This is a genomic window from Mesobacillus sp. MER 48, from assembly GCF_023714225.1.
GTDB classification, from domain to species: Bacteria; Bacillota; Bacilli; order Bacillales; family Cytobacillaceae; genus Mesobacillus; species Mesobacillus oceanisediminis_A.
Genome location: NZ_JAMAUR010000002.1, coordinates 763816 through 777361, shown reverse-complemented (window position 1 = coordinate 777361; position 13546 = coordinate 763816). Strand labels below are relative to the sequence as shown.

The window sequence follows — 13546 nt, the reverse complement described above, 5'->3', positions numbered from 1 at the left end:
CATGTCTGATTCTGTAGGTACCATTTTGACCATTTTGCTGAACATTGCCCTATTCGGAACGGGGAATTATATTGCGGTGAAGCTTTCTCAAGGGAATATTAAAAAACGTCTTTTGGCCGGTGTACTTTTTCTTCTTTGCACACCCATCATCTTTTTCAGCACACTCTATCTCGGTTTTACATGGGATGACACAGGTTGGGGTGCAGGGACTCTGGCTGTTATATTTACCGGGCTTTATATATTGAATGGATTGGTCGTCTTATTGTCCACGATTCATCTTTATTTCAGAAAGTAACTTGAAAGCATCATTTCCAAACCATATTCACACTCTTACACACCAAAAAAAGCTGCCAATGGCAGCTTTTTAATCTTTCTTTTGGTCTTTATCGTCTTCCCTGAATTCCTTTTTGATCTCATCTGTTATTCCATCTGTCGCATTCTTAAATTCCCTCATTGACTTGCCGACTGCTCGTCCGATTTCAGGGAGTTTGTTTGGCCCAAAGATGATCAGTGCAATCACAAGGATGAGAATTAACCCTGGAAACCCTATATTTGAAAGCATTCTATCTCTCCTATTAAAAAAGGTTACTTCTATTATAACGAAAAACGTTTGCGTTTTGAACCCAAACTCTTTTCTACGAATGAAATCCGTTGTTTGGCAAAGAATAACGTTGATATTTTTTTCAAAAGGAGAGATATAAATGAAATGGAGATCGATATTTTTTTGCTTATTTTTAATGGCGGGAATGGCCGGAACTGCCCAGGCACAAACCCAGCTGCCAGCTGACTTTGGAGCAAAGGGGGCACTTCAGGATTCATCGATTACGCTGGATGAAGCCCTTGTTTACGCAATCCAGGATGAATACCTCGCCCAGGCCCGTTATGATGCCGTCATCGGGAAATTTGGCAGCATCAGGCCTTTCACCAATATCAAAGCAGCTGAGCAGCAGCATATTAATGCCCTTTTGGCTTTATTCCAGAAGTATAATAAACAAATTCCAGAAAATAATGCGAAACAATTTGTAACAGTGCCTGAAACATTAAAAGATGCGTTCAACCAAGGGGTTCAAGGTGAAATTGACAACATCGCAATGTATGATAAGCTTAAAACGATACCTGGCCTCCCTGAAGACGCTAAAACGGTATTCACCCAGTTAGGGAATGCTTCTAAAAACCATTTGAGAGCGTTTCAAGCAGGCGCAGAGCGGAATTAAGAAGGCTTATACTCTTTGTAAAAATAAACAGGATTGAAAGGAGATTGGAGCTGGCTCCCATCTCTTTTTTGTATTTCTATCTGAAAAATATACTAATAAATAGAGGATTCTAAGAGTTCGCATCTAATTAACTTCTTAAAAAGGAGGAATAGATCCATGAATCCATTTGTATTTGCTTGTATTGCTCCCCACGGAGGCGAGATTATTCCTGAACTGAAGGGATTAAATCCTGACCGTATGGCTGTCACCAGAGAAAGCATGGAAAAGCTGGGTAACTATATGTCTTTGGCTCGTCCTGATTGTATTGTTGTCCTCACCCCGCATGGAACAAGAATCAATGGCAGATTCTCGATTTCTGATTCTGAAAAGATGATGGGCGGCTGGGAAGAGAATGCTGTATATTATGAGATGGAAAAATTCGTCGATCGGGACCTGGCGAGGAAAATTGATGAAGAGGCAAATAAAAATGGTATCCTGTCTTCCACTATTAATTATGGGACTTCGAGTGGCCCGATTTCCTGTCTGCAATTGGATTGGGGAGCAATCGTGCCGCTCCGTTTCATGCCCGATGTCCCTATTGTAGTAATCACTTCTCCAAGAGAGTTAAGCTTCGATGATCATTTTAAATTCGGTCAATCACTTCGAAACGCAGTTGCACAATATAATGGACGGGTCGGGTTGATTGCCAGCTGTGATTGGTCCCATACTCATGATGAAAAGGGACCATATGGTTTTCACCCTGCAGCGAAAGAATTAGATGAACAGACAGTCCACTTAATTAAGGCAAATGAATTAGAAAAAATGGCAGAATTCAACTCAAGCTTTATTGATGCTGCAAAACCAGATGGCATCTGGCAGACACTAATCCTGGCTGGAGCCATCCCTCCTGAAGAACGTCATGTAGAGTTCCTGTCTTATGAAAGCCCTACTTATTTTGGATTAATTTGCGCTGGATATTTTACAAAAGAAAAAATCCAGTCATGATCACTGGATTTTCTCATTTATTTCAGCCTTTATTTCCTGTATGAGTTTTTCTGATAAGTCTGCAGGAAGAGACGAACCATTTTCAAACACCCAGGCGTTCATTAACTCAAGGTCCGACTTTTGAAAGGTTAACATATACTGTTTCTCTTCATAGGTGATTTCCGCTGTTATATGCTCCTGGTCATAGGTTTCATCATCAATAATCATATTTGTAATCGAATATGGTTTCATGTTTCTACTCCTTTTTGGGGTAATAGCTTAGTAAAAGAATACCCTTAAAGTTTGCTGTTTAACATGATTTCGCCGTTCAAACAGGAATGGACGCTTAGCACCTAGTAGAGAAGGACCGCCAATGGGCGGTCCTTCTCTCAATAGTAATGTCCTTTCGATGTCTGTTCAAAAACCTTCCAATGTCCATTCATGACAGATGAGTGAAAATTCATGACGATAAAATTTCTTGTTGCTTCCTCGTCCTTTGTCTGAATAAAAAAAGTGTCCGAACCCCGATAATCAACTTCTATTACTTCAAGTCCCTGGAACGTTCCGTCTTCTGAAATAAACTGTTTCAGAGCTCTTTTTTCATTAAACTCATAATAAAGGTTATAAGGTCCCATTACAGAAATCATAAGGAACAAAAACAACATTATTATTAGGATTTTTTTCATATTCTACCCTCTAAATAGCTTCTATTCTAACGTGACTATGTGAAACTAGTGAATGAAATTCAATATCCGCACGCAGTTTACATAATAAATTTATGACAAACCTTTTTTGCGAAAACTCATTATGCAAACCATTTAATATAAACTCCCACCGCAATAAAAGAAAGTAGAATGACAACTATGTAAATGACGGATAGATTCGTTGTATTCTTTTTTGCAGCATTCCTGTAGTCGGCATCCCCTTTGCCGAACAGCATTATTGTTAAAAGCAAAGCGCCTATAACAATGATAACAACCAAAACAAGTCCAAGAGTCATGATTACACCTCTGATTCTAAATATAGTCTCCTATAATTATAACCCTTTTTCTTTTCTGGGAGGGTTAAAAAGAATCAATGAGACTTTATTTGTGGAGATCCGCCGACATTTGAGGCCGGCTCTGCTTTTACCTGCTTTAATGTTGCTACGATCAAAAAACTTACGATGACCAATAAGAGCCAAGAACTCACTTTTCCAAGATGAACCAGGCTCCATGCTTCCATTTGATTTGGGTATTGCCAGGCACCGAAAAACGTGGCGATATTTTCTGCTACCCAGATGAAGAATCCGATTAGGACAAAAGATAAAGCAATTGGCATACGATACTTGATTCCGCCAACTTCATATGTAACCCAGGATTTCCAAAAGACGATCATTACCATAGCCGATAACCACCAGCGAATATCCAGCCAGAAATGATGGGTGAAAAAGTTCAAATAAATTGCAGCACCTAATGGAACAACTAGCAGAAACGGCGGCCAATCAACGAGTTCAACTTTCAGCCGCCTCCATGCCTGGCACAGATAACTCGCCACACTGGCATACATGAATCCGCTGTATAAAGGTACACCAAATACTTTCGAGTACCCCTCTTCTGGATATGTCCATGAGCCCATATTTACCTTGAAGATTTCAAGTGCCAGCCCAATGAGATGGAATAAGGTTATTACCTTGAGTTCGTCCCTGGTTTCAAGACCGGAACGCACCATCCACCATTGCATCAATAGGAATATTAGCAGCAGCCAGTCATAACGAGGCAAGAGTGGGAGTTCTATGATTTTTGTGATCGCCAATGAGGCAAAGATCACTACAGGAAACAAGCATGACAGTGCCTGTTCCCAGCCAAAACGCACAAGCTGCATGATTGTTCTCATGGTTAATGCCTCCACTCTTATTCTTGAATATCTCCATCACTCTGATATTCCAATATATCCCCTGGCTGGCACTCCAGAGCCCTGCAAATGGCGTCCAAAGTAGAAACCCTGATAGCTTTTGCCTTTCCATTTTTTAAAATAGAGAGGTTCGCCATGGTGATTCCAACCTTTTCGGATAACTCCGTTACGCTCATCTTTCTCTTAGCCAGCATTACATCAATATTAATTACAATTGCCATTGTTATCACCTCAGACTGTTAAGTCGTTTTCCGACTTTATTTCTATGGCATGCTTCAAAAGCTTTTCGAGGACTGCGGCAAAAGCAGCGATCACGATTGGAGCAAAAGTAAACACCATTCCGATAAGGATGACACCGGGAGCATCGTCATTCTCACCGATCAAATAGAATAATGGCATGCTTGCAAGATATAAAATACTGATTGCAACGGCACAAAACTTGATGTTTTTCAACGCTTTTACAGACCAATCCGAAAATGCTATGTCCTTATCAATATAGCCTAACAGCAGGAAAGCCTGATACAGAGCGATAAAATAAGGAATCGCTGAAGCATACATCACCCCTATGATGGGATACAAAAAATTAGCAAGCACCCAGTTGCCTTGCGATGCATCCCTGATCAGCCATGGCAGAAAAATAAAGCACGCCGCCAGTACCGGGACTGCCAGAAGGAAAACAACCACCTTTAAGAACAATGTTTCACGTTTCATAAAAGCACCTCATTCACTTAATGTCACATTGAATTTAACAAATTATTTATCGTAAATCAATATATTATTTGTGTATTTCATTAAAATTTTATTGTGTTTGCAAAAAAATGGGCATTTCTCTATGTAAAGAAATGCCCACAACAATTATAATTAACTTAATTAAGAATACTCCTTCTTAACGTCAAATCTGCTCATCAATTCATACGGTCTTGCTCTAAATGCTTCATACGGTAAATAGTTCGCTTCCATGGCATCAAGTGCCCTGCTTTTAAATTGTTTTCTAGTAATATAGTGATCAATATTATCCCGGGTTAACTCAGTAAAAATCACTTCCGATGTTTCATTTTCTGCTTTCCTTCCTTCTCCAGACTGATGCTCACCCCGAAAAACGATGCAAGTCACACCGCTTGTGACATTTTGATAGATTCCTGTTATTCCAATCAAGCTAACTTTGATTCCTGTTTCTTCTAAAATCTCTCGGTGAATGGCCTCTTCTAATGTTTCTCCTTCTTCCACCTGGCCACCGGGCATTTCCATTGTATCGGAACGGTGAAAATTTCTTACTAGTAAAACTTCATCTTTTTTATTTGTAATGTATCCACTGACAGACATTATGTGTTTAGGTGGATGATAGGCAGATGGATAAGGTTCTGCCGAAGATAACAGTTCATAACTGTTTTTGCAGGCCAGTCCTTCTGCCTTTTGTATTTCCTCACTATCATCCCTGACTATTTCTAGGTTTTCAAAGTGGGATTTGTTCTTGAATTCCCAGATAGTCAGAATCTCATCTTCCTTGTCATTCACCCATCTGCCTATTAATTTAGCACTATTTTTAACGTATTCGCGGTACTCGTGAGTGTGAAAGATTCGATTGAAGTCCTCCAGTTTACCGGATTGTATTCTTTCTGTTTTTCTTAAAAAAATCATGTTACCACTCCCCTTTTTCCCTATAATTTCCATGAACACAGTTCTAAATCCTGCTAAGGAGAAATTTTGAGGTAACATAAAAAAATAAAGCCGCCGAAACGGCGACTTTATCAGGTATTGTTTTGTTTTACTACGTTGGCTTCCACTGATGCATTTTTATCGCCAATCGACAGCCATGTTACAAATATAAGCATGATCATCGCGCCCATCAGCTGGACATTCTGCAGCATGGTATCGAACCAGATAACCGAGATGACCATGACAGTCAAAGGCTCTACACTCGATAGAATGCTCGTTTCGACAGCGCTGATATAGTTCATGCTTCCGAGGAATAGCAGGAATGCCAATGTACCGAAAACAATCAAAATAGCCATAATGAACATCATTTTAGGCTGAGTAATAATCGACCATTCCTCTGAAAGCCAGACTCTATTAATCAGGCCAAGCATCATGCCGCCGAACAACATGCTCCAACCGACGATGGCCAGGACGCTCCATTCTTTCATGAGCCGTGATGGATAAAGTGTGTAGAACGCAAATGTCAGCCCTACCGCAATTCCCCAGAGCAAGGCTTCTGTGCTGACCAGCAAACTGCTCATGGAACCATTCGTCAATAAAAGGAACAAACCGGCCAACGTTCCGAGGATGCCCAATATCTGATAGCGAGGCGGCCATTTTTTATGGTGAAAAGAAACATAAAGGACCACAAATATCGGAGCAGAAAATTGAAGCAAAGTTGCCACGACAGCATTGCTTGTCTGAATCGCCATTGTAAATGTGAACTGCAATCCGACCATTCCCAGGATACTGAATAAGATCAGCTGATTCCGCCAGTATGGTGTTTTTACTACCGTGAAAATATCTTGTTTTTTCATCGCAAGATACGCCAGGATGCTGCTTCCGGCAATGATCATCCGGATTGTCAGGATAAAAGGAACCGACAATTCCGTATTAGCCAGCACCCATTCCGTGATCGAACCTGTCATTCCCCAAAGCATTGCACCAATAACAATCATAAGGATACCTTTTAATCGCAACATCATGAACGCTCCTATTAACAAAAGATTCTAACCATTATAAAGCTACAAAATGTCATACTAACTATTATACTACCATATAAATTGAAGAAGTCTTTTAAACTAGAGGAAAAGTTAATAGAACTATTGCTGCCACATAACAAAAGATAGTGTTCATGGCGAGAGGTCCTTCCTGCATTTAGCCAACCCTTATTTTACCAGACCGTTTTCTAACGCTAATCTACTAAAACACCTGATCATGGGGTAAATAATGGACATGCCGGAAAAATAAAACGAAAAGTGGTGAATAGATGGAACTTAATAGACAACTACCGATAACCAGACAAAAATTGGCTGGCAAATACCTGCCTTTTGCAATCCTAGGTACTGCCGGGACGCTTTACGCCTTGAGCGTAAACCGCCGGCGAAAGACTGCGGGTTCTTCCCACGCGAAAGTGCTTAAGAAGATTGACCATGGAACCAATGTCATCACTCTTGAATGGGAAGCTCAAGCTGATTCCTACCGTGTATACCGGGACAGCGAGCTCATCTATGAAGGATTTGAACCGAGTTTTGCTGACAATGAGCTGACTCCTGGCACACTGTATTCTTATAGTATCGAATCTCTCGCACAAGGCGAAGTGCAAGAGAGAATGCGAATACAAACGACTACCTCCGTGAATCACAAAGAGAAAGACAATGTTCTCGAGGATCTACTCATTACCACGATCGTCGCAGAGGGTCAAATCAGTTTTGAATGGGAGCCGATCGAGGGTGTAACGGAGTATACCATCCATCGAAACGGTATGCAGCTAGAGAAAGTGACTTCCTGTACATTTACCGACAGAGGGATCCAGGATGATCAATTTTATACTTACACAATTAAGGCAAGACGACCTTTGCAGCGTTCGGAACAAGTAAAATGGGAGCTGAAATCGTTAATTGCCAATGCAGTGGGAGCAATCAAGAAGGATTCTTCTACGAGGATGGCAGCTGATGAAGAGTTTTCCATCACAAAACGGATTGGCCCGATTCGTGTGCTTCTGAAACCAGATCGTCCACACAGCATTAGCAACGGAAACTGGCAGCTGAGATACACAACCTTTTTAAAAGAGGAGTGGTTGAAAAACCCGAATGCCGCTTCCGGGGATCAATATTTTAAGGGTGATCACCGTTCCTTTGAACCTGACTCGTCTCAATATCGGACCAGAGGTGAAGTCTTTATCGATACTGACAGCCAATCCGCATTGCTTAGCAAAAGCACTGGAATTACAGAAGCGTTCAGCGGAAATCAAGAGCCTGTCGAATCCGCTCAAGCGACTGATGATGGAATTCAATTAGAAAAGGTCCTGGCAGATGATGACCGAATTAAGTTTATTCTAAAGCACTCGGTCAGCAATCCGCTTGTTGTGTCCCCTGCCATTGATTATGTTGTGTGCGGAGTCTTTTATAGAGACAATGAATTCGATTTGATCGGAAACCATGATCAGGCACCGGAACATGAAATTTATCTTAAAGAACCAGGCAAAGACAATTGGCAGGTCATCCATCAGGCTCACAGCAAAGGCCTGGAAATGATGGCTGACCCCATGGCAAACCACAACTGGCGCTACTCCTCCTTCACCAACTAAAAAAGAACGGAAAAGCTGTTTGGCTGCTTTTCCGTTCCTTTATATTATAGAAATCTTCTTCTCACATTCGGCGGCGGCAGCATACAGCTATCCTTTTGGCCGAACCATTTGAACCGATTTTTAGCAATTAGATCGTAAACAATATTCCTAACTGGAGCAGGTACAAGGATCAGAACATAGAGCAGCTTCCAGGGACCTTTTAGATGGCGGCTGATTCTGAGAGCGGCGGCTGACTTATAATAAACATTTCCATCCTCAATCAAAATCATGCTGTCCACATCATCTGCAACATTATATTCCCTCAACAGTTCCTGGCCTGCATCACTCTGAAGTGAAGCAAAGCGGAACATCTCTTTGTCATCTCGTTCCAGAATAAATTGGACACTGGCATCACAGAAATTGCAAACCCCATCAAATAGAATAACAGGATGCATGGAATATCCCTCCTTACTTCACCTAACTATATTAACATTTATCCTATTATGTCAAAATGAAACTAATGAGGGCACAGAAAAAGCCGGCAGCATCTCATGACTGCAGGCTCTTTAAATTATGAATTCTATACATTTACATCTGTCCGAACTGAATTTGCGGATATACACCAGATGAAAAGGGTCTTTTTTTTCACATGATTCCCTTCAACATTCCTTTCCAATACATGACAGGAAGGATATTTTTCTTTAGTATATACATGCTGTAACGTTCCTTAGATTGATCGAATGGGAAGGTTTCGGCTGGTTTATTCTCATACAGGAACTCAGCCAGTACCAATTTATTATAGCCAGTAATCAGTGGACAGGAAGTGTACCCATCATAAGAGAGTTTCAACGATTGATTTTTCATGTAGCTAAGCAAGTTACCTGCTGCGACTGGAGCCTGTTTCCTGATTGCTGCCCCTGTTTTTGAGGTTGGAAGGTTCGCGCAATCCCCTACACCAAAGACATTTGAATATTTTTTTGACTGCAGTGTTTTCGAATCAACATCTACCCATCCACCGGCATCGGCCAATTTACTTTGAGCAATAAAATCGGGTGCTGACATTGGCGGGACAACATGAAGCATACTATAAGGAATTTTTTCCGTTTCTCCTGTCCCTGAATTTTCAAAAACTGCAAGTTTGTTAGCTGAATCTACTTCGATTAAGTTCATTTTATATTTAGTAGTTATCCCTTTTCTGGCAATGACCTGTTCGAGGGTATTTGCGTATTTCTTTACTGCAAAAACACTGTCAGATGCTGATGCGAAAATAATCTGGCTCTTATCTCTGACACCAGCCTTTCTGAAGGCATCGTCAGCAAGGTACATAATTTTCTGAGGTGCTCCGCCACATTTGATCGGAGTGTTAGGGTGTGTGAAAATGGCATTGCCGCCTTTGAAGTTCTGAATACTTTCCCAGGTTGAATCAACATAATCGTACGAATAATTGCTGCAGACACCATCCTTGCCGATGGCTTCTTTTAACCCTTTAATTTTATCCCAGTCGATCTGGATGCCAGCAGCCATTACCAGAAAGTCGTAGTGAATTTCGGTTCCGTTTCCTGTCGTGAGACTGTTAGAATCAGCATCAATTGAAGTAACAGCTTCCTGAAGCAGTTCCACTCCAACTGGTATAAGTGATTGCTGGTCCCGCACTGTAACTTCCTTTTTAACCGCACCAGCACCAGCAAGTGTCCACAATGGTTGATAATAATGCTTTTTGGCTGGGTCAACAATAAGAATTTTCCCCTTCAAATCCGGTGCCCCTTTAGCGAGCCTGGCAGCGACCGAAATACCAGCTGATCCACCACCCACAATTACTACCTTATAATTCACCTCATCCACCATCCCTGCAAAGATTTGAAAATCACCATATACCACTATAGGTATTACTATAACCACTATGAAAATTATAATAAATTAATCAGAATATTTCAATTTATTTCTCTCCTCATTTTCATAACAATTGGGTACCTGCCTATTTGTCCCGGGACATCTACCCTATGCTCCACACTTTGAATATAGTGTAGAAGCTATTGGAGGTGACTATGATGAACGGCTTGTATGCACATGGTTCCTCCTCCCAGGATCAGTTGCTAGCATGGGAGAAAGAAGCACTGGAAAAATTCTTCGCTAAAATGGGGGATAAGGAAAAACCTTTTCCCTGCATACCGGCAACGATTGGATTTTCAATGAATCAGTTGAAATACGGATTTGTTGGCAGTCCAAGGAGGGACACTACAATAAAAGAAATTGCTAGTTTGTTATCTAGCTATACAGAGCAATCGAGAGGATTTGGCGATTATACTTCTTTGATTATTTTCTTTGAAACGCCAGAAGAAATGAAGGAAGTTCCTGTCGAAGAATTTGAACAACTATTCTGGGAGCATCTTTCTGGTTTAAATGGGTTGGATAAATTCGACTGGCCAGAGGATCTACCCCAAGATCCCCATAATCCAATCTGGGAATTTTGCTTCAATGGCGAAAAATACTTTATGTATTGTGCTACCCCTGCACACAAAAACCGGAAAAGCAGACATTTTGACGTATTGATGCTCGCGATTACCCCGAGATGGGTACTCCAGGAATTCAATAAATCAAAAAGCTATGCAAAAAGGATCAAGGCCCAGGTGAGAAAACGGCTGGCGAAATATGACAGCATTTCTATTCACCCTGACCTTAACACTTACGGAGCAGAAGATAATTTTGAATGGCGGCAATACTTCCTGAGGGATGATGATACTTCTTTATCCAAATGTCCTTATCATCAAGTCCTGAAGTTTCTTGGCAAACATAAATGAAAGCGCAGGACAGCTCCTGCGCTTTACTGTTGGCTTAGTTGTTTTAGTAAGTCATCGGTCGTTACGATTGTGGCAAACTCCTTTTGAAGCATCGCGAGTTCGAGTTCCTGGATTAAATCAGCTGTATGCTTCACTCCTTTATTGTCCGTGATTTCAAAAGCTGCAATTGCGTCAGACACAAGAAATGTATTAAAGCCCAGGTTACCACTCATTCTGGTCGTTTTAGAAACACAGTGCTGAGTAGATAATCCGGTGATTACAACGGATTTTATCTGATTTTTCTTCAGATAGGACTCAAGCTCCGTTCCGATAAAACCGCTGTTCACATTTTTCGAAAAAATGACCTCCCCGTCCCCTGGCTTGGTGATTTCTTTAAATTCCGTACCTAATGAGTTTCGGTGATGCAAAGGAGACGCCGGGTCTAGTGACAGATGCTTCGTATAGATGATATGGCCATTTTTATTCCGCCACTCAGTTAATAGCCTTGCGATATTCCCCTCTGCTTCCTGGTTGTTCCGCTTTCCCCAATAAGGATCGTCAAAGCCCTTCTGCACATCCAAAATCAACAATGCAGGCAATTCAAGCAAATTCATACTCATCCCTCCTTAGTCATTCCACATTTTTTGTCATTTCGGTATTTTTTACTCATGATGTTCGTCCCCCATGGAAATTACTTCAAATCTATCCTTGAAACATGTTAAACTCTATGAAGGTGTTTTTATACACAATTGAAAGGCGAAAAGGAGGATTATCTTGAAACGACATTCGCTCTTTTTTTTACTAATCATTTCGCTTTTTCTTACAGCGTGCAATAATGATGAACCTGATGAAGAGGTTGTAGCAGAAACTCCTCCGAAAGAGGAGGTTAAAAAGGAACCTGCAAAGCAGGACCTGCCAGGAAAGTTGAAGGATATCAATCTGGAAGTTTCAGAGGAAAACCTGAAGGAATTAAAGCCTGGTACAATGGTGGATGACCTTACATATGAAAAGGATATCGAGGATATCGGTTTCAACACTCCAGAGCTGGAGCCTGAACTTAAAAACAAGCTTCCTGATGAGCTCGATCAATTAGCTCAGGGAACAGATGACCTGGAAACCATAAAAAAAGCCCTTATTTCCTTACTTGCGAGTCCACATTATAAGCAGGTAATTGAAAAAGCTGATGCATATGAGCCTTATTTTGAAGAGCCTTATTTACCAGATCCTGAGAAGACGGAGGGCCCAGAAGAAACTAAAGCTGCAGAGAAAGCCATTATCCTTCTTGATGCAAGCTCTAGCATGCTGCAGCAGTCAGGAGGCAGAGTGAAGATGGATATCGCCAAGGATGCTGTTAAAAGCTTTGCCAAAACCATCAGCCAGTCTGCAGAAGTCTCCCTAGTTGTCTATGGGCACCAGGGATCGGATTCTGATTCTGATAAAGAAGTATCCTGTTCTGGAATCGAAGAGGTTTTTCCAATGGGGAAATACTCGAAGGAAAACTTCAATGGAGCCGTCGACTCATTTGAAAGCAAAGGCTGGACTCCGCTCGCAGGAGCCATTGAAAAAGCTGCCGAGATGACAGCTGGCGATGAAGGAAATATAACCATCTATATCGTCAGCGATGGTGCGGAAACATGCGATGGAGACCCAATCCAAGCAAGTAAGGAACTTGTGGTGAATAACGCAAATCATTCAGTTAACATCATTGGATTCGATGTAGACAGCAAAGCTGAAGACCAACTCAAAGCTGTTGCTGAAGCCGGAAACGGTAAATATTTCAAAGCAGAAGATCCTGAAGAATTAAAAAACACAATCCAGTACGAATGGCTGCCTTCCACGCTCGACCTCGCCTTCGCCTTTACGATGGCGCCTGACGGCTGGGATATGGTCGAGGAATACAAAGTTGCAGAAAAATATCCGCTCGAATTATGGACCATTGGAAGAAAAGAAGCCCACCGAATCATCGATGCAGCAGCCATCATGGCCGAAAATGACTGGATCACCGATGAACAGTATTCTGAACTCCGGGATTGGGGATTTGAACGAAGCGAAGCCATGAAGGAACTTCATTACTCCATGTCCAAAGCCAATCGAGAAAAAGCAGATGCAAAAAGCAAAGAAATCAGGCAAAGAGTCGACGAATGGGTGGCAAAAATGAAAGAACTCAAGAAAGAGCGCGGCGATACCTGGTAACCAACAAGCTGGAATATACCCTTTTCCGACTTAACTACAAGTGGCCCTCAATTTGAGGGCCACTTTTCTTGTTCACAGAATAGCCTTCTTTTGTTCATCTATTGCTCATTTTCTTGCCAAATCTTCAACTCACTATGAACCTATAATTAAGTTGTAAATCTCTTCAAGGAGTTGGCGGAAATGCGAGAGAAAATGCTGGATCTTATTTTAGGCTTTACCCTTTTTTGTATTGAATGGACAAT

Annotated in this window: 18 protein-coding genes; 6 read left to right on the top strand and 12 right to left on the bottom strand. The window is 41.4% G+C overall.

All coding sequences use genetic code 11. From position 1 onward, the window contains the following. Position 1: 1 nt before the first annotated feature. Positions 2–295, top strand: a complete 294-nt coding sequence (locus M3593_RS10195) for a hypothetical protein (RefSeq protein ID WP_251541645.1) — start codon at positions 2–4, stop codon at positions 293–295. A 69-nt stretch (positions 296–364) separates the two neighbouring features. Here the strand turns inward: M3593_RS10195 and tatA are convergent, their stop codons facing one another. Next, on the bottom strand, positions 365–562 hold the full coding sequence (gene tatA / locus M3593_RS10190; protein WP_144475874.1) for a twin-arginine translocase TatA/TatE family subunit: 198 nt from the start codon (positions 560–562) through the stop codon (positions 365–367). 139 nt (positions 563–701) lie between these two features. Between tatA and M3593_RS10185 the strand changes: the two genes are divergently transcribed. Then, positions 702–1214 (top strand): ferritin-like domain-containing protein, encoded by a 513-nt coding sequence (locus M3593_RS10185; RefSeq protein WP_144475875.1) that lies wholly within the window; start codon positions 702–704, stop codon positions 1212–1214. A 156-nt stretch (positions 1215–1370) separates the two neighbouring features. Next, entirely contained in the window at positions 1371–2198 is an 828-nt protein-coding gene (locus M3593_RS10180) for a DODA-type extradiol aromatic ring-opening family dioxygenase (protein WP_251541647.1), read from the top strand. On the opposite strand, the gene M3593_RS10175 is transcribed toward M3593_RS10180, so the two are convergent. The 8 genes from M3593_RS10175 to M3593_RS10140 form a co-directional block, all read right to left on the bottom strand. Next, positions 2199–2429 carry a hypothetical protein gene (locus tag M3593_RS10175; protein ID WP_251541649.1) on the bottom strand — a complete coding sequence of 77 codons (231 nt, stop codon included), beginning with the start codon at positions 2427–2429 and terminating at the stop codon, positions 2199–2201. A 137-nt stretch (positions 2430–2566) separates the two neighbouring features. Continuing rightward, the gene (locus M3593_RS10170) at positions 2567–2863 is read right to left on the bottom strand and encodes a hypothetical protein (protein WP_251541651.1); all 297 of its coding nucleotides are present in this window, start codon (positions 2861–2863) and stop codon (positions 2567–2569) included. Between the two features lie 119 nt (positions 2864–2982). Further along, a complete protein-coding gene (locus M3593_RS10165; RefSeq protein ID WP_144475879.1) occupies positions 2983–3177 on the bottom strand; it encodes a hypothetical protein in 195 nt (64 codons plus the stop codon). 74 nt (positions 3178–3251) lie between these two features. Beyond that, the gene (locus M3593_RS10160) at positions 3252–4052 is read right to left on the bottom strand and encodes a DUF817 domain-containing protein (protein WP_251541652.1); all 801 of its coding nucleotides are present in this window, start codon (positions 4050–4052) and stop codon (positions 3252–3254) included. A 17-nt stretch (positions 4053–4069) separates the two neighbouring features. Further along, positions 4070–4291 carry a helix-turn-helix domain-containing protein gene (locus tag M3593_RS10155; protein ID WP_251541653.1) on the bottom strand — a complete coding sequence of 74 codons (222 nt, stop codon included), beginning with the start codon at positions 4289–4291 and terminating at the stop codon, positions 4070–4072. A gap of 10 nt (positions 4292–4301) precedes the next feature. Further along, positions 4302–4781 carry a DUF2975 domain-containing protein gene (locus M3593_RS10150; RefSeq protein WP_251541655.1) on the bottom strand — a complete coding sequence of 160 codons (480 nt, stop codon included), beginning with the start codon at positions 4779–4781 and terminating at the stop codon, positions 4302–4304. 159 nt (positions 4782–4940) lie between these two features. Further along, entirely contained in the window at positions 4941–5708 is a 768-nt protein-coding gene (locus M3593_RS10145; protein WP_251541657.1) for an NUDIX hydrolase, read from the bottom strand. Positions 5709–5818: 110 nt separating this feature from the next. After that, positions 5819–6748, bottom strand: a complete 930-nt coding sequence (locus M3593_RS10140) for a DMT family transporter (RefSeq protein WP_144476073.1) — start codon at positions 6746–6748, stop codon at positions 5819–5821. 287 nt (positions 6749–7035) lie between these two features. On the opposite strand from M3593_RS10140, the gene M3593_RS10135 reads away from it, so the two are divergent. Beyond that, positions 7036–8355 (top strand): DUF3238 domain-containing protein, encoded by a 1320-nt coding sequence (locus M3593_RS10135; protein WP_251541659.1) that lies wholly within the window; start codon positions 7036–7038, stop codon positions 8353–8355. A gap of 44 nt (positions 8356–8399) precedes the next feature. Here the strand turns inward: M3593_RS10135 and M3593_RS10130 are convergent, their stop codons facing one another. Beyond that, entirely contained in the window at positions 8400–8789 is a 390-nt protein-coding gene (locus M3593_RS10130; protein ID WP_144475884.1) for a thiol-disulfide oxidoreductase DCC family protein, read from the bottom strand. Between the two features lie 190 nt (positions 8790–8979). Further along, positions 8980–10179 carry an NAD(P)/FAD-dependent oxidoreductase gene (locus M3593_RS10125; RefSeq protein WP_251542312.1) on the bottom strand — a complete coding sequence of 400 codons (1200 nt, stop codon included), beginning with the start codon at positions 10177–10179 and terminating at the stop codon, positions 8980–8982. Positions 10180–10382: 203 nt separating this feature from the next. Here M3593_RS10125 and M3593_RS10120 point away from each other — a divergent pair, with 203 nt between their 5' ends. Continuing rightward, positions 10383–11132 (top strand): YqcI/YcgG family protein, encoded by a 750-nt coding sequence (locus tag M3593_RS10120; protein ID WP_251542313.1) that lies wholly within the window; start codon positions 10383–10385, stop codon positions 11130–11132. Between the two features lie 23 nt (positions 11133–11155). On the opposite strand, the gene M3593_RS10115 is transcribed toward M3593_RS10120, so the two are convergent. Continuing rightward, positions 11156–11725, bottom strand: coding sequence for a cysteine hydrolase family protein (locus M3593_RS10115; RefSeq protein ID WP_251541661.1), 570 nt, complete (start codon positions 11723–11725; stop codon positions 11156–11158). Positions 11726–11885: 160 nt separating this feature from the next. Here M3593_RS10115 and M3593_RS10110 point away from each other — a divergent pair, with 160 nt between their 5' ends. Further along, positions 11886–13304: a VWA domain-containing protein gene (locus M3593_RS10110; RefSeq protein WP_251541662.1), complete on the top strand. Its 1419-nt coding sequence runs from the start codon at positions 11886–11888 to the stop codon at positions 13302–13304. The last annotated feature ends 242 nt before the right edge of the window (positions 13305–13546 follow it).